The following is a 24,816-nucleotide window of genomic DNA, read 5'->3' on the forward strand; positions in this document are numbered from 1 at the left end:
GCCCCTTGCAGGCCCCTTGCAGGCCCCCCGCCGGCGCCGCGGAGGCGCCGGCGAGGAGGCCGCGCTCAGGGGTCAGCCGAGCAGGTGGTTCAGCGCCTTTCTCATCAGGGTCCGGGCGTCGGGGGACTGCTCCAGGCCGAAGCCGAGGAGGACGGTGTCCCTGGTCGCCACCGAGGAAACGGAGTCGATCAGGGCTTCGGAGCGGACGAACTCGGCGCCGTTGCCGGGGCTGCCGGCGGGGGCGCCCTGGATCGTCCACGGGCCGAGGCCCGTCTCGAAGCCTTCGGCGTCGACCTGGCCGCCGGACGTGGTGAGCTTCGTGTCGTCGATGAACAGGCCGGTCCCGCCGCTGGCGGGGTCGCTCACGTAGGAGATGGACACCTCGATCGTCTTGCCCGCGTAGGCGGACAGGTCGAACGCGGCGGGGACCCAGCCGTTGGAGTTGCCGGTGAAGGCGTTCCAGCTACCGGACGTGCCGGTGTTGCCGCAGGGGTTGCCTCCCGTGAGGTAGTGGGTGAGGAAGGGGTGCATGTCGAGGTAGTAGCCCTGCTCGCACTGCTCCGGGACGGCGGTGCTCGTCCGGCCGTTCCGGTCGGGCAGCGTGGTCCAGTCCTCGGCGCCGGCGGTGTGCGCCTCGACGATGATGTTGTCGAAGCCCGTCTCGGTGCTGTAGGAGAGCTGGGCCTGCAGGGTCGGGGCCTGCGCCGCGGTGACCGCCGACAGGTCGATCGTCCGGGTCAGCCGGCGGTAGACGCCGTCCTGGTGCGGGCCTGCGACGTACCACTGGCCCTCGACGGGTTCGGTGGGCGCGGCGGCCCCGGTGTAGTCGCCGGCCTTCCAGCTGGTGAACTGCGGGAAGTCGGCCTTGGGCAGGACGGTCGAGGTGACCTGGAACCCGCCCGCCTCGTTGACCGGGTTGGTCGCGGTTCCGGTCAGGTCCGCCGTCACCCCGCCGAAGGGCGCCTTCGCTCCGGTGAACCCCGTGGGCGCTCCCACGCGCTGCCTGTCGTAGGCGCCCAGGTAGTACTGGAAGAAGTCGTCCGACAGCAGTTCGCAGTCGTCCCGGAAGTTGCCGCTTACCACGCACGGCTTCTCGGGGTGGCCCTTGAGGCCGTAGTAGATGCCGCCGCCGTTCAGCCGGCTGATCGGGCCGTAGTAGCCGGTCGTCTCGCCGGTGTGGAGCAGCTTGCCGCCCTCGTTGAGGTAGGAGCGGACGGAGAGGACGAGGTCCTTCTCGCGGTCGGCCACCTGCGAGTCGGGGGCGTCGCCGATGTAGGTCTGCACCGGGTCGTCGGCCGGGTCCTGCGTCAGCCGGTTGTCGCCGAGGTACCAGACGACGGCCTTGAAGTGCTTCAGGACGCCGAGGTCGTGCGGGGCGCCGTCCTTGTCGATGTCCCAGACGAGCGGCCGGTGGCCCGCCGCCTTGACGAGGTCCGCGTACCGACTCGTGTAGCGCGGCGCCTTGGTGGGATAGGTGGGGTTGATCCCGGTGTAGTCCTCGTCCGCGACGACCAGGACGTCCGCCCTGTGCTGGTCGCGGACCTTGTAGGTGAAGTGCTTGCTCTCCACCTGCTTGTGGCCCTTCCGGCCGGCGAACCAGACCTCGACCCTGTCGCCCGGACGCTGCCGGACCGTGCCCCGGTACTCGGCGTAGTAGGTCTTGTTCTCGTCGCCGAACCGCTCGCCGCCCCGCCATTCGCGGACGTGCGCGCGGTGCGTCCGGCCGCCGTTGATGCGGTAGCGCAGCTCCTTGGCCCGCAGCGACCGGCGGATCACGCCCGCCACCTCCTGCGAGGAGCCGTAGGACGTGCTGAAGGCGTCGGTCTCGAAGTCGGCCGCGGTGCGCCCGACCGAGGAGACGGGCTCGTCCGGGGTCCGCGCGGACTTGCCGACCGACAGCGCGAACGGCAGGTTCTTCTCGAACTCGCGCTGGATGAGCGCCTCGTCGTCCGGGAACTCGAAGTCGCTGCCGCAGTCGCCGGGCTCCCAGGCGTCGTCGGGGTCCTCGTTGGCGGCCGTGGTGCAGGTCGCCATCTCCGGGGTGATCGTGAGGGTGCCGTACTCGTTGTCGGCGTGGCCGTCGGTCTCGCCGTTGGTGGTGTAGAGCTGGGCGCCCAGCTCGGGCGTGTAGCCGGGGACGGCCGGGTGGTCGATGTCGCCGAGCAGCGCGTCGTGGATCACGTCGTCCGGGCTGCGGGTGAGGGCCTGCCAGCCCACGCCGTGCAGCAGCAGCTGCGCCGCCGAGTGGTAGTTGATCAAGTAGGTGGGGCGGACCCGCTTGTAGAGGTCCAGCTGCGCGCGCGTCTCGGGCTCGGACGCTGGAGCCTTGCCGCGGTAGGTCTGGCTGGCCGGCAGCGGCGACGAGCCCTCGTTGTCGTAGCCCCACTTGTACGGGAAGTTGCGATTGAGGTCGATGCCGTCCGCGCCGGTGATCTGCCCGTCGCCGTTGTTGTCGCGGACGTTCTTGCGCCACAGCCGGAAGCCGTCCTGGAACGTCAGGTCGTAGCCGTCGACGTTGACGACCGGGATGAACCACAGCTCCGTCGTGTCGACGATCTTCGTGACATCGGCGTTCGTCCCGTAGCCCTCGACGTAGTAGTGCAGCAGCCGGCGGACCATCTCGGGGGTGATCCACTCGCGGGCGTGCTGGGCGGCCTGGTAGACCACCACGGGCCGCTTGCGGCGTCCCCCGTCATGGCCGTGCCGCTCCTTGGCGGCGACCCGGACGGCGGTGATCGGCCGACCCTTGACGGACGTGCCGATGTCCACGGCCTTCGCGATCGACGCGTGGTCGGAGGCGACTTTGAGCAGCTCTTCGCGGATGTTGCCGGGGCCGCTGTAGGGGCGGAAGACGTTCTGCGCTGCGGCCTTCGCGCGCAGGCGGGCGTCGTTCTTCGCGGTGAGGCCGAGCCCCTGCGCGTTGAGCGCGGCGGCCTGCGCGCCGCTCATGACGGCCTCGACGTGGACGCGGTCCTTCTGCGCGCTCTTGGAGAAGCGGACGTCCTCCCGGTCGAGCGCGGTGCCGTTGAGGACCTTCACCTGGTCGGAGGTCAGGTCGGCGGCGTAGACGGCCACGGCAGGGCCGGGTGCGGACGGTTTCGGGGCGGCGTCCGCGGGAGCCGCGGCGAACGTCCCGATCAGGAGCGCGGCCGCGGCGAGGACGGGCGGGAGTCTTCGGTGGAGTGTTCGATGCCGGAACTGCGTGCGCGACATTGCGCCCTCCCTGGCAGGGATCACGACGGGGGTTGCGTGATCGTCTGACAGGGGACAAAAGGCGTCAATGGGGCAAAAGTTGCCTATATCCGGATGAGGTCACCGGGCCGGGAGATGGCCGGCCAGCACCGCGCGGACGAGCCGCGCCGCGAACTCCTCGGGCTCCGCCGGGAGCCCCGCCCCCGCGAGCACCGCCTCCGGGCCGGCCAGCCGCGTCAGGAAGGCGTGCTGCTGGCAGCCTCCGAGCAGGGCCGCCGCGATGTACGGCAGCGGCGCGTCCGCCCCGATCCGCCCGGCCTCCCGCTCGGCCTCCAGGTAGCCGATCAGCGCGGAGTGCCCCATCACCGGACCGGTCGCCGCGCCCCCGGGAGGACCCGCGGGGGGACCGCCGGGCGCCCCGGGCGGCAGGTCCGCGCCGTCCTGGCCACCTCCGGTCCCCGCGCGCACCTTGGCGGCCGCCTCATTTTGTGCTTTGACGGGCCCGTTGTCGCGGAGCCAGGCGATCAGTTCGGGATCGGCCAGGACGGGCCCCGTCATCGGCAGCAGCTCGCCGTAGAAGCGGACCATGCCGGCGGCCAGCCGGACGAGGTTCTCCTCGACGGTGTTCCGCCCGGCCGACCCGGCGAGCGCGGCCATGGCGGCCCGCGCCGTCGCGGTCACCTCGGCCAGAGCCGCCGCGAACAGCGCCGTCTTGTTCGCGAAATGGTTGTAGAGGCTGCCCTCGGAGACCCCCGCGGTCCGCGCGATCTCCTTGGTCGTCGCGGCCGTGATACCGCGCGCCCGGATCACCGTGACGGCCGCGGCCAGGATCCGGTCGCGCATGGACGCCGTGCGTGCCGCCAACCCCGCGTCACCTCCCGCGTCGTCGCCCTTCAGCACCGCTTTTTCCGTGGACGTTAGCACCGGCGCGGCCCTGAGTGAGCACTCACCCGATGCTTTTCCGGGAAGTCCCGGCGACCCCGTCTAACAGGAGGTAGCGTCCCCCTCACCGCGCGTTGCCGGGACTTCGAGCGCCGCCGCTCGGGGAGGGGGACCGCATGGTCATCGCGGACTTGCTGGGGGTGGCGAGGATGGCCGCCATCACGCTGAACGAGCGCGGCCGCATCAGCCACTGGGACGACACCGCCACCCGGCTGTTCGGGGTCGGGCCGCCGCACGCGCTGGGCCGCGCGCCCGCCTCGCTGCTGCGGCTGCCGCGCGAGCACCGCGGCGCCTTCGAGCCGGAGGGCTTCGGGCACGCCTGGTGCGGCGCCTGCACGCTGCCGCGCGTCGACAACGGCGAGCCCGCCGAGGTCGGCTGGTGGGTCTACCCGATCGACGGGGCGTCGGACGGGCGCGGCGTCAGCGTGCTCGCGCTCGCCGCCGACCTGCGCCGGCTGCGCCGCGACGGGATCGGGATCACCGTCGGCGACCTGCTGCTCGCCCCGCCCGACGGCCCGGGCCCCGTACCGGGCGGGCGCCCGGCCACCGTCCGGCTGCTGCGGGTCGAGCCCGCGCTCACCGCGCCGTCCGACGACGGGTCCGACGCGTTCGCCGCCCCGCTCGCCGGGCGGCTCGCCGCGCTGCTGCCCGCGCTCGACCCGGCCGCGTTCCAGCAGATCACCTCCCGGGTGCTCGGGATCGGCTGCCCGGCCGTCTCGCTCGGCCTGACGATCCGGCTGCCGATCGTCCCGCACGCCGACCGGCCCGCGGCCGGGCCGCCGCCCGTCCCGCGGCCGCCCGGGCCGGGGCGGTCCCGCCCGGCCGGCCCCGCCCGGCGGGAGGTCCCGCCGGCCTGGGAGCCCCTCGCCTACCTGGGCGAGGCCGGCGAGCAGATCGGCAGCTCGCTCGACCATCTGCAGGCCGCCCGGACGTTCGCCGAGGTCCTCGTCCCGCGGCTCGCCGACTTCGCCGCCGTCGAACTGCTCGAACGCGTCGTCGCCGACTCGGCGCCGCCCGTCGCCGAGGTCGGCGAGACCGCGCTGATGCGCCGCGTCGCCGTCGCGCACAACGACGAGCCCGGACGCTGGGACGAGGCCGTCCCCGAGGGCGAGGCGCTGTTCCTGCCGCCCGGCACGCCGTTCGTCCAGGCCATGCGGACCGGGCGGGCCGTGCACATCCGGCGCGTCGGGCCCGCGCAGGCCGCCCGGTTCGCCGCCGCGTTCGGCGACCGCGAGCTGCGCCCCCTGCTCACCGGGCGCGCGCTGCTGATCGCCCCGCTGATCGCGCGCGGGCGGGTGCTCGGCACGTTCAAGCTGCTCCGCAAGCCCGACCGGCCCTGGTTCGACGAGCTCGACCTCACCATGGTGGACGAGCTGGCCCGCCGCGCCGCGCTGTGCATCGACAACGGGCGGCTGTACCGGCGCGAGGTCACGGTCGCCGAGCAGCTGCAGCGCAGCATGCTGCCCGACGACCCGCCCGACGTCGCCGGGGCCAGGGTCCGTTACCGCTACCGGCCCGCCGAGCAGGCCGCGCAGGTCGGCGGCGACTGGTTCGACGCCATCGCGCTGCCCGGCTGCCGCCTCGGGCTCGTCGTCGGCGACGTGATGGGGCACGGGCTCACCTCCGCGGCGATCATGGGGCAGATGCGCACCGCCGTCCGCACGCTCGCCACCGACGACATGCGGCCCGACCGGCTGCTGCGCCGGCTCGACGGGCTCGCCCGCAGGCTCGGCGAGGACTACCTCGCCACCTGCCTGTACGCGGTGTACGACCCGGTCGAGCGGCGCTGCACGTTCGCCAACGCGGGGCACGTCCCGCCGGTGCTCGTGTCCGCGGACGGCGAGAGCCGCGTGCTGCCCGTGCCGTCCGGTGTGCCGATCGGGGTGGGCGGCGAGCCGTTCGAGACGATGGAGGTCAAGGTCGACGACGGGGCGCAGCTCGTCCTGTGCACCGACGGGCTCCTCGAACGCCGCGGCCGCGACGTCGAGCAGGGCCTGGAGGAGCTGCGCGCGCGGCTCACCGGGGCGTCCGCCGACCTCGACGGCACCTGCGACGACCTGCTCGACGCGCTCGCCGCCCCCCGGCCCGCCGACGACATCGCCATCGTCGCGGTCGGGCTCGACGGCATCCCCGGGGACGAGGTCGTCACCTGGGAGCTCGAACCCGAGCCCGCCAGCGTTCCGTGGATCCGCGCGCAGGTGTCGTCCCGGCTCGCCGGCTGGGGCCTCAGCGGCCTCGGCGACACGGCGCAGGTGCTGGTCAGCGAGCTGGTCACCAACGCCCTCGTGCACGGCGCCGGCTCCCTCGGCGTCCGGCTGATCAAGGGGCGGACGCTGCTCTGCGAGGTCCACGACGACGGCACGGACCTGCCGCACCTGCGGCACGCCGACGCCACCGACGAGTCGGGCCGCGGGCTCCAGCTCGTCCACCACCTCGCCGAGCGCTGGGGCACGCACCGCACCGACACCGGCAAGATCGTGTGGGTCGAGCAGCGGCTGCCGCGCTGATCGTGGGTCCGCCTCGCCGGTTCGGGAGGTAAATGTCGCGCCGCCGCCAGATCCTCTCCGCCGTCCCCTCGGCTCTGATCGAAGGGTGCCGACTACCACCGGGGGACGAGTTTGGGTGAGAATCTGACGCTGCCCGTTCCGGAGACGCTCTACGGGACCTACGCCGTGGCGCTCGCCGAACCCCTCGACGACCCCGCGTCCCTCGCCCACGACCACGTGGCGCGGCACACTGCGCCGCCGTTGCGCGATCTCGTGCTCGGCATGCTCGGCAGCCCCATGCTCACCGTCGACCAGCGTCCCGCGGACGGCTTCCCCCCGCTGCCCACCGACCTCCTCGCCGCCTACGGCGCCGCCGCGCCCGACCTGGCGGCGGTCTCGGCCGCCGCCCACGTGATCGCCGTCCGCGCCGCGTACCGGCCGGGCCGCCCGCCCGCGCACGAATGGGCGTCCCGCACCGTCGCCGGAGCCCTCGGCGCCGTCGCCGGCGCCCCGGTGATCGACGTGCTCACCCCGCAGATCCTCACCCGCCCGCACCTGCTCCGCTCGCTGCCCGGCCCGGACGGCGCCTTCCGGCTCACCGACTGGATGCTCCTGCCGCACACGTCCGGCCCCGGCGGCTTCGTCTTCACCACCAAGGGCCTCGCCCGGTTCGGGCTCCCCGAGCTGCGGACGGAGAACGTCCCGCCCAGCCTGGTCGAACCGTGGGGCCGCCTGCTGAACGGCCTGGCCCACCGCCTCCTCAACCTGTGGCTGGACGAGGTCCCCGCCGACGCCCTCACCTTCGACGTCCCGGAGACTGTTTCCGTCGGCCTCCAGGACATCGCCGCCGCCCAGGGCACCGAAGACCCGATGCGCCGCGAGGTCCCCGTCCGGCTCCGCCTGGACCGGGGCGTCCTCACCACCGGCGACGACCCCGAGACGCTGTGCACCGCCCTCTTCGGCGACCCACCTTGCCGATGACCCTGAAGAGAGCGCAGGATCGACACCGTGAGATTCGGCCCGCGTGACCGCCCCGAGCCCGAGGACCATCCGGCCCCGGAGGGCACCGCCCGTCCACCCCACCCGGGAGACGTCCACGTAGCGGGCAAGAGCACCTCCGACTGGACTCCGCACACACCCCAACCCGAGTCGGGCGCGGCCCCGGAGGGCGCGCAGCCGCCTACACCCCCCCGGCCCCGACCACCACAGGACGCCGCGACACCGGCGGGCGAACCCCCATCGGCCTCTTGGACGCCATACGAGCCGGGCAGCGCACCCCCAGCCGGAACACCCCCCACTCGCCCCCCGGAAGCCCTAGGCCAATCCGAAGCGCCCTCGTGGAACCCGCCCGAGTCAGGCACGACCCCCGCAGACCGCGAGCGCCCCGCATGGGCGTCCCAAGAGCCTGAGGGCGCGCAGCCGCCGGGCCGGGCGACGCCCACCTCTGGTGAGGTGTGGGCGCCCCACGACTCCGGCTCTGTCGGGTCTTCTGGTGCGTCTGAGGGCGCGCCTGGATCAGAACAGTCGTGGACGCCGTCGTCGGGTACGCCGCCGGAGTCAGGCACCGCCCCTACGGACCGCGACCGCCCCGCATGGGCGTCCCAAGAGCCTGAGGGCGCGCAGTCACCAAGCCCGGCGGCATCCACTCCAAGCGAGGCGTGGGCACCCCATGACCCCATGCCCGCGAGGCTTGAGCCGGGCACTCCACCCACGGAACGTGAGCGTCCCACGTGGGCGTCAGAGGCGCCGTCAGGCCGGACATGGGCGCCGGATGACTCCACGCCCGGGGCAGAAGAGGTGGGCAGCGCGCCAACCGGAGGCGACCGTCCTACGTGGGCTTCGGAGGGTGCGCAACCGTCAGATTCGGCAGCCTCCGGTTCGAGTTCGAGCGAGACGTGGGCGCGGCACGATCCTGCTACCGGCTCTTCGGGTGGGCCGGAGTCGGAAGGTGCGACTCCTTCTGAGCCGCCCTCGTGGGCGGGGCGTGAGCCGGGCAGTGCGTCCACGGGCCGCGACCGTTCTACGTGGGCGTCGCCTGAATCGGAGGGTGCGCGGTTGCCGGGTTCGGGGGCGTCTGGTTCGGGCGAGGCTTGGGCACGGCATGATTCCGCTGCCGGCTCGGGGGCGTCCGCGTCTGAGGGGTTGTCGTCTGATTCGGTGTCGTGGGCGCCTCACGAATCTGGGGGTGCGCCAACCGGCAGTGACCGTTCTGCGTGGGCGTCGCGGGAGTCGGCTGCGCCTGGTGGGGGGCCGCCGTTTCCGGCCGAGCCGGGGCCGGTCGGCGAGCCTTCAGAGGAGCGGGCGTCGGCGTCGTGGGCGCCGGAGTCGGGGCGCTCGCCGCAGGCGCGGGCCGGCGTCCCGCGATCGGGTGCGGTGGACGAGCCGTTCTTGCCGGGGAAGGGGCTGTCGGCGGAGCCTCCCGGGGTGACCGTTCCCGATGCTCGGGTGGTGCGGCCCCGGGCCATGGCGGATCCTGCGCTTCGCAGGGCCATGGCGGACGCGTTCGTGGGCGAGTTCGTCGGCGGGGCGACGTGGCGGGCGATGCTCGCGGTGCTGGAGAGCGCGTTCCCGGGGATGGGCATCGCCTCGGGGCTCACGCGGCGCAGCGATGTGGCCATGGACCCGCTCGACCGGAGGGCGGCGGCGAAGCTCGGCGTGCCCGTGTGGCTGGACGGCGCCGGGATGGTGCTCGACCTCAGCGCCCACCACGGGATGCGGACCGTCCGGGGGCGGAGGCGGACGGTCCCGCCGCGGGCGTCCAGGCCCTACGCGGGGGCCTTCGTCATCGACACGCTGGATCCGCTGCGGTACCACCGGGCGGTGGGCGGGCCGCAGGCGCCGCGTGACGTGCCGGGAGAGGGCGCCCTGCGGGCGCCGTCCGGGGCCGAGGACGACGACGGCGGAGTCGTGATCGTCGCGAACCTCACCGAGGCGGGCGTGCGGGTGCTGGACTCGGCGGAGCTGTGGCGGTACGCGGGCCGCGTCGTCGCCGAGACGCTGCGCGGACCCGACCGGGCGCGGGTGCGGCGGGCGCTGCGGGCGCTGCGGCAGGTCGTCGTCGTCGATCCCGACCTGCGGCTCGGGCTGTGCCTGCAGATCGACGCGTCGCGGGTGCCGCGGTGCCTGCTGGCGTTCGGGGTGCGGGAGGACGGCCCCCGGTTCGTCCGGCCGTGATCAGTCGTCGGAGCGCAGCCAGGACAGGTCGCGCTGCCGGTCGGCGGGCAGTTCGCGGATGTGGTCCACGAGCTGCCACGGTTCCGGCGGCACGCTCTCGTCGTCCGGGAGCACCCCGCACAGCAGCGCGCTCTGCGTGCTCACGGCGACGAACGGGCCGAACTGGGCGATGCCGCCGCCGCGCAGCGACGCCAGCTCCGTCAGCAGTGCGTTGACGGCGGACGCGTCCTGCGGGTCGTAGAGGCCGCGGACGAAGGAGAACAGGTCCTCGGCGAGGACGTCGGGCCGCCGCCCGGACATGTGGTAGACGGTGCCCCAGTAGGTGCCGGTCGCCTGCGCGGAGCGCCGGTCGCGGATGCGGACGCGCAGCCCGCACTCGGCGGCGCACTTCTCGTACGCCTCGGCGAGCAGCGCCTCGCCCTCGCCCTCCTCGCTGAGCAGGACGCCGGTGACGACGCCCTCCTCGCGGTCCAGGCGGTCGAGCATCTCGCGGTGCAGCTCCAGGACGTCCTGCTCCACCGCGTCCAGGGAGCGGGCGAGCGCACGCTGGGCATCGCGGTCGAGGTCGATGCCGGCCAGCTCCTCGGAGATGTCGCCGAACTGCTTCTCCAGCCGCTCGACCCGCCCGGTGACGGAGTCCAGCCGCTCCAGGACCTCGGCGGGCGGCTCCTCCGGCTGGGGCGGGATGGGGATGCCCGCCGGCTCCGTGGCGTTGTCGACCACCGTCTTGAGCTCGCGGTGGTCGTCGGCGAGGTCGTCCAGCCGCCTCTGCAGCCGGCGCAGCTCCGCCAGGGCGCGCGGGAGCCGTTTGTCGGACGCGAGGTAGATCTCGCGTCCGGCGATCGCGAGGCAGAGCAGAACCAGGATCACGGTGGTCATGTGACTCCTCGGGAAGCGGGCCGCGCCCTCGACGATAACCATCCGTGGCCGGGTTGGACGAGGACGCGGCGCATCTGGTCCGAATGGTCCCGCATTTTCGGTGGTCAGCCGAAGAGGCCGCCCAGCAGGCCGCCGAGGACCTCGGCGGCGCCGCCGGCGATCTCCCCGGCGACGTCGCCCGCGATGTCCCCCGCGACGCCGCCGGCCGCGTCCGCGATCATGCCGCCGGCGACGTTCCCGGCGTATCCGGCGACGGCGTTGCCGAACGCGTCCACCGGAGCGCCCGCGACGTAGCCCGCCACGTTCGCGGCCTGTCCGGCCGCGTCGGCGGCGGCGCCGACCGCCATGGCCCCCGCGACGCCGGCGGCCGCGGCGCCGCCGACCAGCCCGGCCGCGGCGACGCCGTGGTGACCGCGGTGCCCGCGGTAGGCGGGAGGGCCGTGGTGGACGTGCACGGGCGGCGGGCCGGGGTGAGCGGGCGCGGGCGGCGGGCCGGGGTGAGCGGGCGCGGGCGGGTAGCCCGCGGGTCCGGGCGGAGCGGGCGGCGGCGGGCCGGCATGGCCCGGTGCCGGCGGGTAGGGGCCGCCGGGAACCGGGGGAGCCGGCGGAGGCGGGCCGCCGTGCGGGACGGCGCCGTACGGCGGCTGCCCCGGCGGTGGGGGCGTGGGGCCGTACCCCGGCGCGGGCGGCGGGGCGCCGTGCCCGGCCGCCCCTCCGGCGGGCGGTCCGCCGGGCGCGGGGGGCGGAGGCGGGGCGCCGTGCGGGAGATGACCGGGCGGCGGGGCGCCGAAACCGGGCGCCGGGGGGTTCCCGCCCTGGCCCGGCGGCGGAGGGGCGTGTCCGGGCATGGGCGTGTTCGCGGGCGGGGCGCCAGGGGGCGGCGGCGGGAACGCGTTCGGGCCGCCGGGGCGGCCGGGGCCCGGGTCCGCCGAGTAGGCCGGGCTCGGCGTCTCGCCGGGGGCCGGGGCCGGCGGCGGGAACTGGGCGTTGCCCGGCCGGCCGTAGGGCGCCGGAGCGTCCCCCGGCGGCGGGGGCGGGAAGGGCGTCCCGCCCCCGCCGCCGGGCGGCGGGAGCGGCGCACCGCCCCGCGGGGCGGACGAGCGCGGCAGCGCGGCGGCGGCCTCCAGCCATTCGCCGATCTTGGCGTTCCAGTCGGTCTCGGCGGCCTCGGCGTGCGCGACCTGGAACACGCCGAACGACTCGTCCCGCGGGGTGTCGCGGTCCTCGGCGCGCAGCACGAAGGCCATGCTGCGCGGGCTGGCGACGAAGCTCAGCCCGACCCCGTCGATCCGGTCGCGGTACGCGGCCGGCGGGTTGAGGTGGATCTCCTGGTGGAACGGCAGCTGCTGCGCGACCCCGCGCAGCTTGGACTCCTCGAACGTCACGTTCGCGACCTGGAAGCCGAGCCGCGCGATCGAGGCGAGCACCCACTGCTGGGACTCCAGCGGCTCGACCGAGATCGGGTCGATGTCGCCGGGGTCGGGCTGCCCGGCGACATCGACCTCGGTGCACATCCCGATCGTGAAGCCGGGCAGCTCGTGGCCGAGGACGGTCGTGAACGGCAGCTCGTACGGCAGCGGGATGGAGAACGCGAGGTCGCGCCGCTGCGCGGCGTCCAGCCGGAACCCGCGGGTGAGGGCGCCCCGGTACACCTCGGGCCCGGCGGTCTCGCCGCCGTAGCCGTTCTGCATGCGCGGCATCAGCGCGAGCGTCACGTGCCTGATCTCCACCGCCGCCGAGCCGCCGCGCAGGTGCACCTTGCCCGCGACGACACCGCCCGGTTTGCAGTTCGGCTCCGCAAGGATCGTGTCGACGGACGGCCCGCCACCCGCCATCTGCCCGTAGGACACAGGCCGTTCCCCTCTCCCGACCGCGAGGACGTCCTCCCCGCGCACGTCAGCCCGCGCACCGTAGGCCGCGCGCCCTGGGCCACGCAAGTTAGACCTTCTTCACCATGCCATCGGTTCACGCGTGCCGGGAGCGTTGTGCCGCGGGCGCCGAGGGCGGGCGGGTCAGTTCTCCTTGGCGGTCACCGTGACGGGGGCGTAGCCCAGCTCCTCCAGAGGGGTGCGGATCTGCTCCGCGTCGCCCACCGCGATGATCGTCAGCGCCTCCGGGTCGACGTGCTTGCGGTAGGCGCGGGCGACGCCGTCGGGGGTGGACGCGCGGACGGCGGCCAGGTAGGCGCTCGGGTAGCCGGAGCCCAGGCCGTTCGCGGCGGCGTCGGCCAGCTCGGCGGCCACGGCGCGGGCCGTCTCGTACTCGGCGGGCGCCCGGTCGGCGAGGGCGCGGACGGACGTGCCGTGCTCCTCCGGGTCGATGCCGCGGGAGATGACGCTGCGCAGCTCGGTCAGCGCGTCGGCGACCGCGTCGGCGGTGACCTCGGTGTGGACGGAGCCCTGCGCGATGAACAGGCCGCAGTGCCGCATCCGCAGGAGGCCCGCGCGCATGCCGTAGGTGTAGCCCTTCTCCTCGCGCAGCACCGCGTTCAGGCGGGACGTGAGGCCGCCGCCGAGGACGTGCGCCGCGACCGTCAGGGACGGCCAGTCGTGGTGCGAGCGGTCGGGGACGCCGTGCCCGAAGCTGAGGTAGGTCTGCACGGAGCCGGGGCGGTCGACGACGACGATGCGGGCCGCCGACTCGGGCGGGACGCGGTCGGCGGTGGGCAGCGGCTCGCCGGTCGCCGCCCAGGACCGCAGCGCCGACGCGAGGGCCGCGTCGGCGTCGGTGCCGGAGAGGTCGCCGGCGACCACCGCGGTGGCCTCGGCGGGGACCACGGAGCCGTAGAAGGCGCGGACGTCGGAGCCCTGCAGCGCGCCGACCGAGGACCGGGTGCCGCCCGTCGGGCGGGAGGCGCGCGCCTCCGCCGGGAACATCACCGCGCGCAGCTCGCGCATGGCCCGCGAACCCGGGTCGGCGTCCTCCTGGGCGATCTCCTCCAGGCGCTCGCGGACGAGCCGCCGGACGTCGGCGTCGTCGAGGGCCGGGCGGCGCATGACGCCGGAGAACAGGTCGAGGGCGGCGCCGAGCCGGGAGGTGGGCACGTCGAGGGCGACGCGCAGCGCGGTCAGGTCGGCGTGCGCGTAGAAGCTGGCGCCGAGGCGTTCGAAGGCGGCGGTGAGCGCGGTGCCGCCGCCGGGCTCGGTGCCCTCCATGAGGGCGTGCGCGGTGAGGGTGGCGACGCCGTCGAGGCCGGCGGGCTCGCGGCCCGCGCCGGCGTTCAGCACCAGCCGGACCGCGGCCAGGCGGCGGCCGGGCAGGTCGCAGCGCAGCGTCGCCGGGCCCGCCGGGACGCGGCCCTCGGTGCCGGCCGGGAACGCCCAGGCCGGGACGGGGCCGGGGACGGGACGGGGCTGCAGTGCCAGGCCGCTGCTCACGAGGTGCCTCCGTAGGTCAGGGCGGTGCGGGCGCCCGGGGCGAGCCAGCGGCCCGCCATCCGCTGGATCGCGTCCCCGGTGACGGCGGCGGCGCGCCCGGGGGCGGTGAAGACCCGGGCCGGGTCGTCGAACTGGGTGGCGTTCTGCGACAGCGCGTTGGCGAGGCCGGTGACCGTCTCGGTCTGCTCCAGGAAGCCGCGCTCGGCCTGCGCGGTGGCGCGGGCCGTCTCGTCGGCGTCCGGGCCGTCCGCGGCGAAGCGCTCGAGCTCCTCGTCCAGCACGGCGGCGATCTTGTCCGGTTCCGGTCCGATGGCGTCGACGATCGCCAGGGAGGGGCCGGCGGCCAGCCGGGTGACCCCGGCCCAGACCTCGGTGGCGATCTGGTCGCGCCGCACCATCCGGTCGTAGAGGCGGGAGCCGGAGCCCCCGCCGAGGATCTCGACCGCCAGTTCGGCGGCCTCGACGTCGTCGCCGCCGTCGGTCGGCAGCGTGAACATCGCGAAGTAGGCGGGGGACGGGACGTCCTCGGTGAGGGTCTCCTCGCGGACGCCGGTCAGCGGCCCGAGGTCGCCGGGGCGGGCGGCGGGCTTCTCCGGGCCGGCCGGGATGCCGCCGAAGTAGCGCTCCACCGCCTCGATGGTCGCGGCGGGGTCGACGTCGCCGACGACGGACAGGACGGCGTTGCCGGGCGCGTACCAGGTGGCGAAGAAGTCGGTGCAGTCTTCGAGGGTGGTGGCGTCCAGGTCTTCCATGGAGCCGATCGGCGTGTGCGCGTACGGGTGGCCCTCGGGGAACGTCAGCGCGCACAGCCGCTCGAAGGCCGTCCCGTAGGGCTGGTTGTCGTAGCGCTGGCGGCGCTCGTTCTTCACCACGTCGCGCTGGTTGTCGAGGTTGGCCTGGGTGAGCGCGGCGGGCAGCGTGCCCATCCGGTCGGCCTCCAGCCAGAGGGCGAGCTCCAGGTGGCTGACCGGCACCGTCTCGTAGTAGTTCGTGCGCTCGAACGACGTGCTGGCGTTGAACGCGGCGCCCGCGCTCTCCAGCAGCGCGGCGTGCTCGCCTTCCGCGACGTTCTCCGAGCCCTGGAACATCAGGTGCTCGAAGAGGTGGGCGAGGCCGGTGCGGCCGGACCGCTCGTGCCGCGAGCCCACCCCGTACCAGATGTTCACGGCGGCCAGTGGTACGACGTGGTCCTCGCAGACCACCACGCGCAGGCCATTGCCGAGCGTGTGCTCATGCAGCGGCTGTTCTGCCACGGAGCGCTCCCGTCCGTTTCGGAGTTGCGGACAGCACCGCGCGCGTCGGCGGGACGTGCCCGGGCGGCGGGCTTGATCTCGGTCTCACCGTACCGGGTGCGTCCGGCCCGGGGCGCGTTCGCGGCAACCTGTGGACGACCGGCCGGACGAAGCGGAACAGGAGCGGTCGAACGGGAGCAGAAGCGGGGGAGCAGAAGCAGGGGAGCTGAAGCGGGGGAGCGGGAGCAGGGGAGCGGAGCAGGGGAGCCGAAGAAAGGGGATCGTCAGGCTTCGGCGGCTTCGTGCGCCGCGATCGCTTCCTCCAGCGAGTCGTGCAGGACGAAGATCTTGGTGAGCTGGGTGACGTGGAACACCCGGCGCACCCGGTCGTTCACCCCCATGAACGACATCGAGCCGTCGCGCGCGCGGAGCCGGTGGTAGATGCCGACCAGCACGCCGAGGCCCGTGGAGTCCAGGAACGTCACCTCGCCGAGGTCGATGACGAGCCGGGTGCCGCCGTTGTCGATGATGTCGAGCAGCGCCTCCCGCAGCCGGGGGCTGGTGAAGACGTCGATCTCACCGCTGATCTTGACGACCGTGAGGCCCTTCTCGACGCGATGCTCGACGGCGAAGTCCACCGGTGCTCCTCTCGTCTCGCCGGGCCCGTTCGGGGGCCCGCCGGGGGGAAAATGGATAGTTACCCCTGTCGCGCGCCGTTACGCCCTTCGGTCAAGTGCGCCTTATTCAAGGGGAACGGAACAGCGCCCACACCACCTTGCCGTGGTGCAGCGCGCGCCACCCCCACCGGACGCTGAACGACTCCACGAGGTGGAGGCCGCGGCCCGTCTCGGCGATGTAGTCCGGCTCCCTGCGGCGCGGCGCGGTCCGGCTGGCGTCCATGATGCCGCAGATCAGCCAGGGGGCCTCGTGGCCGAGCCGCAGCCTTATCGCGGACGGGGCGGAGCCCAGCGGGTCGGCCGGGTCGCCGTACACGCCCTCGCGGTGCACGTCGACGCCCGGCCGCCCGCCGGAGTTCACCCCTCCGCTGTGCCGCAGCGCGTTCGTGACGAGCTCGGAGACGACGAGGCCGACGTCGTCGGAGAGCCCGGAGAGATTCCATTCGGCGAGCCGGGAGACGGCGAAGTGCCGGGCCGCGGTGACCGATTCCGGATCGGGCTCGACGGTGAACGACACCGTGGAGCCGCGCAGCTCGGTCAGCGCCGTGACGGCCGTCTCCAGCCGCGGCGGCAGATCGAGCGCCTCCGGGACGGGCATGGAGCACCCAGCGTGGCCCCGTGGGTCCGCCGGCCCCGCGACGGGGCCGAGCTCCCACCGCGTGTCGTCGTGCGCGTGGCGTGACGTCATTCCACCGGACCCCGCAGAGTGATCTCGTTGTGCAGCCGTGGCTCGGAAGTCTCGTGCGTTATCCTGCGCATCGTAGCGTGCGAATGCAAGACCCAATGCACGTGCATCCGCCTCGTGAAGGTGTGGGGGCGACGCGGATCGCACGCGAGTGAACGGAGGTAACCGCAGGACACTCATGCCAGTGGCACACTAGGTTCGCTGTCCGCCGAATAGCCGGAGGTTGGGCGTGACTCCAGAGACGCCGGGAAGCGGGTCGACGGTCCGTCGGATCCTGCTCGGGTCGCAACTGCGCCGTCTGCGGGAGCAGAAGGGCGTGACCCGTCAGGAGGCCGGCTACGTCATCCGTGCGTCGGAGTCCAAGATCAGCCGCCTGGAACTCGGCCGGGTCAGCTTCAAGGAACGCGACGTGGACGACCTGCTCACGTTGTACGGCGTCAGCGACAAGACAGAACGCGAGGCGCTGCTACAGCTTGCGCGGGAGGCCAACACTCCCGGTTGGTGGCACCGGTACAACGACGTGCTCCCCGGCTGGTTCCAGACCTATGTCGGCCTGGAAGAGTCGGCGGCGTTGATCCGCACATATGAACTGCAGTTCGTCCCGGGGCTGCTGCAGTCGGAGGGGTATGCGCGAGCGGTGATCCGCCTGGGCAACGCCGGAGCCGCCGACCATGAGATCGACCAGCGCGTTGAGCTGCGCATGCAGCGACAGGAACGCCTCACGGGCCCGGACGCTCCGCGTCTGTGGGCCGTGGTGGACGAGGGGGCGCTCAAGCGCCCCATCGGCGGTCCGGAGGTGATGCGGGGCCAGTTCGAGCACCTCATCGAGATGTCGAAGCTGCCCAACGTCACCATCCAGATCATGCCGTTCAGGTTCGGCGGCCACGCCGCCGAGGGAGGGGCCTTCACCATCCTGCGCTTTCCCGAGCAGGACCTGCCGGACGTGGTTTACGTCGAGAACCTCACCGGCGCGATGTACCTGGACAAGCGAGACGACGTCGACACCTATCTGCAGGCGATGGAACGCCTGTGCGTCGACAGTGCGACCCCGGAGCGCACCGTCGAGCTTCTCGGTGATCTTCTCAGAGAGACATGATGCTCCAATCCGATTACGACAACGGGATGCCGGCCGCCGAACTCCTCGGAGCGCGGTGGCTGAAGTCCCGGCGAAGCAACTCCCAGGGGAACTGTGTGGAAATCGCCGAACTGCCCGGTGGGCGTGTGGCGATGCGCAACTCTCGTCATCCCGACGGGCCCGCTCTCATCTACACCCGCCCGGAGATCGAGGCGCTGATCCTTGGAGCCAAGGACGGCGATTTCGACCATCTCATCGCCTCCCGCAACTGAACCAGCCAGCAAACCGCCAAGAATCGAACAGCGACGGGCCGGCTCCGGGGCGCCGAACGGCGCACCGAACGTCGGCCCGGCCGCAGAGAAGAGAAGGCCACCCTGGGCGCGGGGGTGGCCTTTCCCATTCCGCGGGCCGTGTCCTGCCGTGCCGGGCCGCGGCTCCGCGGGATCAGCCGCAGTTGCCGTAGGGCGCGCTGCGGCCGTTGCCGCCGAAGCGGACGCACGTCCCGGGCGCCTTCACGTACACCGGGCCCGCGTACCAGGAGAAGGACCCGCTGTCGGCGATCGCGCTGCCGCCCTTCTTCTGGATCCACACCGACACCGGTGACGCCTTGCCGACGTTCTTCGTCTTGATGGTGACCGCGCAGTTGTAGGTGGAGCTGTTGTAGAGCAGGTACGCGACGCCGCCGGAGACGCTGAGCGAGCGCTGCACGTAGTAGCCGCCGCCGTGGCCTCCGCTGTTGCACACCTGCTGCGGCGTGTACTTGTTGGCCGGCTCCGGGGCGGGCGTGGAGCCTCCGCCTCCTCCGCCGCCGCCCGTCCCCTTCGTGGGTTCCGGCTCGCCCGGCTTCTGCGGCGACCCCGGCTTCTGGGACGCGCCGGGGGACGCGGGCTGCCCGCTCTCGCCGGTCTGCGGCCGCCCCTGCTTCTTCTTGGCCGGGTTCTCCGCGGAGCCGCCCGCGCCGTCCGCGGTTCCGGTGTCGCCCTGGCCGCCCTGGTTCTGGTCGGGGGCCGCGACCTGCTGGTCCTTGCCCGAGTCGTGGCCGCTCCTGGTCGCCGCCCAGGCGGCGCCGCCGGCGATGACGACCGCGACCGCCGCCGCGGCGGCGATGGGCAGGAGGAGGCGCCCGCGTTTCCTGCCGCCTGCCACCTGCCCCTGGCCCTGCTCCTGGCCCTGGCCTTGAGCCGGCCCCTGCGGCGGGGCGGGCGGCAGCGGCGGAGGCGGGGCCGTCCCGCCGAACGGCGGCGGCTGCGGAGCCGTCCTGCCCCGGGCGCCGGACGGGTCGGTGACGTGGTCGGGAGGCAGCAGCGCGCCCGCCATGGCCGAGGGCGAGCCGTGCGGGTCGGTGGAGCTCCGCGGCGCTGCGTCGGCCGGCAGCCCGGGGAAGGCGGGCGGCGGCGGGATGGGCGGCGCGGCCGGGGACGCGCCGCTGGCCGCGCCGACCAGGCGCTCCTGGGCCTCCCGCGCGGTCGGGCGCTGCGCCGGCTCCTTGGCCAGGCACGCCAGCACCAGCCCGCGCATGGGCTCGGGCAGGTCGCCGAGGTCGGGCTCGCCGGTCAGGATCCGGTGCATGACCGTGGCCATCTCGTCGTTGCCGAACGCGGGACGCCCCGTCGCGGCGAAGGCCATCGTCGTGCCCCAGGCGAACATGTCCGCCGCGGGACCGACCTCGCCGCCGGTGAAGTGCTCGGGCGACATGTAGGCGGGCGTGCCGACGTTCTGCGTCTCGCCCGCCGCGCCCAGTGCCCGTGCCACGCCGAAGTCGATCACGCGGGGACCGTCAGGGCCGAGCATCACGTTGTGGGGCTTGAAGTCGCGGTGGACGATCCCGGCCTGGTGGATCGCGGTCAGCGCGGTCAGCGTGCTGATCGCGAGCCGCTCCAGCGCGCCGCCCGTGCGCGGGCCCTCCGTCCGCACGACGTGGTACAGGGACAGGCCAGGCACGTACTCGCTGACGATGTAGGGCTGGTCGCCCGCGACGTCGGCGTCGAGCACCTGCGCCGTGCAGAACCGGGCGACGCGCTTGGCGACCTCCAGTTCGCGGACGAAGCGCGCGCGGGCGGCCTCGTCGCCGGCGAGCCCGGCGTGCAGCAGCTTGATCGCGACGTGGTCGGCCGCGGGGAGCGCCCCGGTCGCGCCGGCCGGCCTGCCCAGGAAGACCGCGCCCTGCCCGCCCTCCCCGAGGCGGCCCAGGATCTCGTATCCGCCCAGCTCGGTCGGGTCGCCCGACCGCAGTGGAAGGGCGTCCGGCATCGTCCTGTCCGTCACACCACTCGCTCCCCGTCGCTTCCGGCCCACCTGTAAAGACCGTCCAGCAAGACTACGGGCACAGAATGGTAGGGGTTGCCCGCCCGGTGGCGGGCGGCATGGAACAGGACTATAGTCCGGTTGTGTCGGTGGGTTCAGTCGACCGGGGGAGGCGCCGATGGACCGCGGAGCCGCGGGCGGGCGGCGCGTCGACCTCGAACTGATGCGGACGCCGCCGCCCAAGGAGCGCGCCGACGCCGCGCGCAACCGGGTGAAGGTGCTGGACGCGGCCGCCGCGCTCTTCGCCCGGCACGGGGTCGAGTCCGTCTCCATGGACGCCGTCGCCGCCGCGGCGGGCGTCGGCAAGGGGACCCTCTTCCGCAGGTTCGGCGACAAGGCGGGCCTGGCCGCGGCCCTGCTGAACCAGCGCGAACGCGATCTGCAGGACGAGATCCTGTCCGGCCCGCCCCCGCTCGGCCCGGGCAAGGGGGACGCGCCGGTCCCGCCGTCCGACCGTTTGCACGCCTTCGCCGACGCCTACCTCGACTACGTGCTGGACCACCTCTCCCTGGTGCGCATGTCGGAGACCGCCTCACCGGGGGCGCGGTACCGCATCGGCGCCTACGGGTTCTGGCACCGGCACCTGGTGATCCTTCTCGACCAGATGGGCGAGGCGGTCGCGGACGGCGAGGCCGTGGCGCACGGGCTGCTGGCCGTCCTCGGCGCCGAGCACCTCACCGCGATGGTCGACAGCGTGGGAAGGGAACGCGCGCGCGCCGCCGTCCACACCCTCTTCAACGCGGCCGCCTGCTAGACCCCCTGGAAACGCCGAGGCCCCCGTGCGCGGTGCACGGGGGCCGGCAGAGCGTCGATCAGGCCGGGTCGGGCGTCCGCCGCTCCGGGCGGGACTCCTCCCGGCCGTCCACCTTGCCCGGTGGACCCTCCTGGGCGTGATTGCGTTCAAGCTGCGCCGCCACCGCGAGGGCTCGCAGCGACGTCGTCTTCACATGTTTGCGTCCGTTGCCGGACCGGGTGCGGGGGATGCTGCTACGCACGGTTCACCTCCGTGGACAGTGGACAGGTGGTACCGGCTCGCCGGTGATCGCACGGTAGTTGCAACCGCAAGATCCTTCCGGCTATTCCGAGTGATCGCCGCTTTTATTCACGTCCGGATCCGGCCGCGGGGCCGCCGGGCGCGCGAGCGGGCGGGGTAACGCCCCGGGATGGGAACAATCGTGCATTTTTCCCTCTAGGCGTCATCTATCACTTTGTTCACAGATCTCGCCCGGTCTGCGAGGCTGCTCCGGCCGCTCAACTGGGTACGTATCGCAAGATTCGGTTCGCCCGCCGGGCTGGTCCCGCCTTGAGCGGCTCAGCGTGGAGCCCAGGAGGCCGTCGGACGCGGGCGGACGCGCCCGATGCGTCTCCTGGGAGAGATACGTTGATCAGAAAGCTGCTCGTCGCCAACCGGGGCGAGATCGCCGTGCGCGCCTTCCGCGCGGCCTACGAACTCGGCATCGCCAGCGTCGCCGTCTACGCGCACGAGGACCGGCTGTCCCTGCACCGGCAGAAGGCGGACGAGGCGTACGAGATCGGCGAGCACGGCCACCCCGTCCGCGCCTACCTCGACGTGGACGGCATCGTGCGGACCGCGCTGCGGGTCGGCGCCGACGCGGTGTACCCCGGGTACGGGTTCCTGTCGGAGAGCCCGGAGCTGGCCGAGGCGTGCGAGCGCAACGGGATCAAGTTCGTCGGCCCGCCGTCCGGCGTGCTCAGCCTGGCCGGCAACAAGATCGAGGCGGTCGCGGCGGCGCGCCGCGCGGGCCTGCCCGTGCTGCGCTCGGCGACGCCCGCGCCGGGGGAGGAGCTGGCGGCGGCCGACGAGGTCGGCTTCCCGCTGTTCGTGAAGGCCGCGGCGGGCGGCGGCGGACGCGGGCTGCGCCGCGTCGACCACCGCGAAGACCTGGAGGCCGCCGTCGACACGGCGCGGCGGGAGGCCGAGAGCGCGTTCGGCGACCCGACCGTCTTCCTGGAGCAGGCGGTGGACCGGCCCCGCCACATCGAGGTGCAGGTCCTCGCGGACGGCGCCGGGCACATCGTGCACCTGCGCGAACGCGACTGCTCGGTGCAGCGCCGCCACCAGAAGGTCGTCGAGACCGCGCCCGCGCCCCGGCTGGACCCGGCCGTCGCGGCGCGGCTCTGCGAGGACGCGGTGAGGTTCGCGCGCGAGATCGGCTACGAGAACGCGGGCACCGTCGAGTTCCTCGTGGACGAGCGCGGCGAGCACGTGTTCATCGAGATGAACCCGCGCATCCAGGTGGAGCACACCGTCACCGAGGAGGTCACCGGCGTCGACCTCGTGCAGAGCCAGCTGCGCATCGCGGGCGGCGAGACCCTCGCCGACCTCGGCATCGCCCAGGAGAACGTCACCGTCAGCGGCTTCGCCGTGCAGTGCCGCATCACCACCGAGGACCCGGCGAACGGGTTCCGCCCCGACACCGGGAAGATCTCCGCGTACCGGTCCCCGGGCGGCGCCGGGGTGCGGCTCGACACCGGCACCGCCTACGGCGGCGCGATCGTGTCCCCGCACTTCGACTCGCTGCTGGTGAAGCTGACCTGCCGGGGCCGCACGTTCGAGGAGGCGGTGCGCCGGGCGCGCCGGGCCGTCGCCGAGTTCCGCATCCGCGGGGTCGCGTCCAACATCCCGTTCCTGCAGGCCCTGCTGGACGAGCCGGACTTCCGCGCGGGCGGCGTCACGACGTCCTACATCGCCGACCACCCCGAGCTGCTGACGGCCCGGTCGAGCGGCGACCGCGCGACCCGGCTCGTCCGGTACCTGGCGGACGTGACCGTCAACAAGCCGCACGGCGACGCGCCGACCGACCTGGACCCGGCGACGAAGCTGCCGCCGCTCGGCCTGGACGGCCCCCTCCCCGACGGGTCGCGCGACCGGCTGCTGGCCCTCGGGCCGCGGGCGTTCGCCGAGCAGCTCCGGAACCAGGACGCCCTGGCCGTCACCGACACGACCTTCCGGGACGCGCACCAGTCGCTCCTGGCGACGCGCGTACGCACCTACGACCTTCTCACCGCCGCGCCCTACCTCGCCCGTATGACGCCGCAGCTTCTCTCCATCGAGGCTTGGGGCGGGGCGACCTACGACGTCGCGCTCCGCTTCCTGGGCGAATCGCCGTGGGACAGGCTCGCCGCGATCCGTGAAGCCGCCCCGAACCTGTGCATCCAGATGCTTCTGCGCGGGCGCAACACCGTCGGCTACACGCCGTACCCCGATTCCGTCGCGCGCGCCTTCGTGAAGGAGGCCGCCAGTACGGGCGTCGACATCTTCCGCGTGTTCGACGCGCTGAACGACGTGGAGCGCATGCGTCCGGCCATCGACGCCGTCCTCCAGACCCACGCCCTGGTCGAAGGGACGCTCTGCTACACCGGCGACCTGTCGTCCCCGGACGAGAACATCTACACGCTCGACTACTACCTGCGGGTCGCCGAGGAACTGGTCGAGGCGGGCGTCCACGTCCTGTGCATCAAGGACATGGCCGGCCTGCTCCGCGCGCCCGCCGCGCGCACACTGGTCAAGGCCCTGCGCGAGCGTTTCGACCTGCCCGTCCACCTCCACACCCACGACACGGCCGGCGGCCAGATCGGCACCTACATCGCCGCCATCGAAGCCGGTGTCGACGCAGTGGACGGGGCGGCCGCGCCCCTCTCGGGCACCACGAGCCAGCCGCCTCTCCAGGCGATCGTGGCGGCGACGGACTTCACCGACCGCGCCACCGGGCTCGACCTCGGCGCGCTCACCGCGATGGAGCCGTACTGGGAGGCCGTCCGCAAGCTGTACGCGCCGTTCGAGATGGGGCTCCCGTCTCCGACCGGGCGGGTGTACGAGCACGAGATCCCCGGCGGCCAGCTGTCCAACCTGCGGCAGCAGGCGGTCGCGCTCGGCCTCGGCGACCGCTTCGAGGAGATCGAGCGCTGCTACGCGGCGGCCGACGCCATTCTCGGGCGGCTCGTGAAGGTCACCCCGTCCAGCAAGGTCGTCGGCGACCTGGCACTGCACCTCGTCGCCGCCGGCGCCGACCCCGGCGACTTCGCCCAGAACCCGGACCGCTACGACATCCCCGACAGCGTGATCGGGTTCCTCAACGGCGAGCTGGGCGACCCGCCGGGCGGCTGGCCCGAGCCCTTCCGCACCAAGGCCCTCGCGGGCCGCCACCACACGCCCGCCAGGGCCGAACTGGACGGCGCCGAGGAGAAGGCCCTGGCCGGACCGGAGGTGAGGGACACCCTCGACCGGCTCCTGTTCCCCGGCCCGGCGAAGGACTACCGCGAGACCCGCGCCGCCTACGGCGACGTCTCCGTCCTCCCCACGGGCCCGTTCCTCTACGGCCTGCGGACCGGGCACGAGGTCGCGTTCGACCTCGAACCCGGCGTCCGCGTGCTCGCCGGGCTGGAGGCCGTCGGCGACGTCGACGAGGCGGGCGTCCGGCAGGTCATCTGCACGGTGAACGGCCAGCTGCGCACGCTCTCCGTCCGCGACAAGTCCGTCGTGTCGGACGCGCCGCCGGTCGAGCGCGCCGACCCGTCCGACCCCGGCCACGTCGCCGCCCCGTTCGACGGCTCGGTCACCCTGCGCGCCGCCAAGGGCGACGAGGTCGCCGCCGGCGACGTGGTCGCCACGATCGAGGCCATGAAGATGGAGGCCGCCATCACCGCCCCGGTGGCCGGCACGGTGGCCCGCCTGGCCGTCCCCGAAGCCACCCCCGTCCAGGCGGGCGACCTGCTGCTCGTGATCCAGCCCGCCTGAGCATGAGCGCGCGCCCCCGCACCCGCGACCGCCG

17 protein-coding genes are annotated in these 24,816 nt (G+C 73.8%); 7 read left to right on the top strand and 10 right to left on the bottom strand.

The window, feature by feature from the left end:
* Nucleotides 1-72 precede the first annotated feature (72 nt).
* Nucleotides 73-3,213, bottom strand: coding sequence for a M14 family metallopeptidase (locus ABTW95_RS08995; protein ID WP_500225810.1), 3,141 nt, complete (start codon nt 3,211-3,213; stop codon nt 73-75).
* 99 nt (nt 3,214-3,312) lie between these two features.
* On the bottom strand, nt 3,313-4,056 hold the full coding sequence (locus ABTW95_RS09000) for a TetR/AcrR family transcriptional regulator (protein ID WP_396447262.1): 744 nt from the start codon (nt 4,054-4,056) through the stop codon (nt 3,313-3,315).
* A 194-nt stretch (nt 4,057-4,250) separates the two neighbouring features.
* Here ABTW95_RS09000 and ABTW95_RS09005 point away from each other — a divergent pair, with 194 nt between their 5' ends.
* The 3 genes from ABTW95_RS09005 (at nt 4,251) to ABTW95_RS09015 (ending at nt 9,794) form a co-directional block, all read left to right on the top strand.
* Complete coding sequence (locus tag ABTW95_RS09005) at nt 4,251-6,641, top strand: SpoIIE family protein phosphatase (RefSeq protein ID WP_500225812.1); 2,391 nt, start codon at nt 4,251-4,253, stop codon at nt 6,639-6,641.
* A gap of 111 nt (nt 6,642-6,752) precedes the next feature.
* Nucleotides 6,753-7,601, top strand: coding sequence for a hypothetical protein (locus tag ABTW95_RS09010; protein ID WP_396447260.1), 849 nt, complete (start codon nt 6,753-6,755; stop codon nt 7,599-7,601).
* Nucleotides 7,602-9,083: 1,482 nt separating this feature from the next.
* Nucleotides 9,084-9,794 carry a hypothetical protein gene (locus tag ABTW95_RS09015; RefSeq protein WP_500225814.1) on the top strand — a complete coding sequence of 237 codons (711 nt, stop codon included), beginning with the start codon at nt 9,084-9,086 and terminating at the stop codon, nt 9,792-9,794.
* Here the strand turns inward: ABTW95_RS09015 and ABTW95_RS09020 are convergent, their stop codons facing one another.
* From ABTW95_RS09020 to ABTW95_RS09045, 6 genes are all read right to left on the bottom strand, one after another.
* Entirely contained in the window at nt 9,795-10,673 is an 879-nt protein-coding gene (locus ABTW95_RS09020) for a hypothetical protein (protein ID WP_396447258.1), read from the bottom strand.
* Between the two features lie 104 nt (nt 10,674-10,777).
* Nucleotides 10,778-12,523 carry a sporulation protein gene (locus ABTW95_RS09025; RefSeq protein ID WP_500225816.1) on the bottom strand — a complete coding sequence of 582 codons (1,746 nt, stop codon included), beginning with the start codon at nt 12,521-12,523 and terminating at the stop codon, nt 10,778-10,780.
* A 162-nt stretch (nt 12,524-12,685) separates the two neighbouring features.
* The gene (locus ABTW95_RS09030; RefSeq protein ID WP_500225818.1) at nt 12,686-14,050 is read right to left on the bottom strand and encodes a M16 family metallopeptidase; all 1,365 of its coding nucleotides are present in this window, start codon (nt 14,048-14,050) and stop codon (nt 12,686-12,688) included.
* Complete coding sequence (locus tag ABTW95_RS09035) at nt 14,047-15,303, bottom strand: M16 family metallopeptidase (protein WP_396447255.1); 1,257 nt, start codon at nt 15,301-15,303, stop codon at nt 14,047-14,049. The genes ABTW95_RS09030 and ABTW95_RS09035 overlap by 4 nt, the downstream gene beginning before the upstream one ends.
* Nucleotides 15,304-15,566: 263 nt before the next feature.
* A complete protein-coding gene (locus ABTW95_RS09040; protein WP_396447254.1) occupies nt 15,567-15,920 on the bottom strand; it encodes an STAS domain-containing protein in 354 nt (117 codons plus the stop codon).
* A gap of 106 nt (nt 15,921-16,026) precedes the next feature.
* Entirely contained in the window at nt 16,027-16,557 is a 531-nt protein-coding gene (locus tag ABTW95_RS09045; protein ID WP_396447253.1) for an ATP-binding protein, read from the bottom strand.
* 316 nt (nt 16,558-16,873) lie between these two features.
* On the opposite strand from ABTW95_RS09045, the gene ABTW95_RS09050 reads away from it, so the two are divergent.
* Together ABTW95_RS09050 and ABTW95_RS09055 are read left to right on the top strand one after the other, a co-directional pair.
* Nucleotides 16,874-17,740, top strand: a complete 867-nt coding sequence (locus tag ABTW95_RS09050; RefSeq protein ID WP_500225819.1) for a Sco1979 family transcriptional regulator — start codon at nt 16,874-16,876, stop codon at nt 17,738-17,740.
* Entirely contained in the window at nt 17,737-17,991 is a 255-nt protein-coding gene (locus ABTW95_RS09055; RefSeq protein ID WP_396447251.1) for a DUF397 domain-containing protein, read from the top strand. The genes ABTW95_RS09050 and ABTW95_RS09055 overlap by 4 nt, the downstream gene beginning before the upstream one ends.
* Nucleotides 17,992-18,163: 172 nt before the next feature.
* Here the strand turns inward: ABTW95_RS09055 and ABTW95_RS09060 are convergent, their stop codons facing one another.
* The gene (locus tag ABTW95_RS09060) at nt 18,164-19,984 is read right to left on the bottom strand and encodes a serine/threonine protein kinase (protein WP_396454385.1); all 1,821 of its coding nucleotides are present in this window, start codon (nt 19,982-19,984) and stop codon (nt 18,164-18,166) included.
* Between the two features lie 157 nt (nt 19,985-20,141).
* On the opposite strand from ABTW95_RS09060, the gene ABTW95_RS09065 reads away from it, so the two are divergent.
* On the top strand, nt 20,142-20,777 hold the full coding sequence (locus tag ABTW95_RS09065) for a TetR/AcrR family transcriptional regulator (RefSeq protein WP_396447248.1): 636 nt from the start codon (nt 20,142-20,144) through the stop codon (nt 20,775-20,777).
* A gap of 58 nt (nt 20,778-20,835) precedes the next feature.
* Here ABTW95_RS09065 and ABTW95_RS09070 read toward each other — a convergent pair whose 3' ends face one another.
* Nucleotides 20,836-21,018: a hypothetical protein gene (locus tag ABTW95_RS09070; protein WP_396452885.1), complete on the bottom strand. Its 183-nt coding sequence runs from the start codon at nt 21,016-21,018 to the stop codon at nt 20,836-20,838.
* A gap of 386 nt (nt 21,019-21,404) precedes the next feature.
* Here ABTW95_RS09070 and ABTW95_RS09075 point away from each other — a divergent pair, with 386 nt between their 5' ends.
* On the top strand, nt 21,405-24,782 hold the full coding sequence (locus ABTW95_RS09075; RefSeq protein ID WP_500225822.1) for a pyruvate carboxylase: 3,378 nt from the start codon (nt 21,405-21,407) through the stop codon (nt 24,780-24,782).
* Nucleotides 24,783-24,816: the final 34 nt, after the last annotated feature.

This window comes from Spirillospora sp. NPDC127506 (assembly GCF_040302145.1).
GTDB lineage: Bacteria > Actinomycetota > Actinomycetes > Streptosporangiales > Streptosporangiaceae > Spirillospora.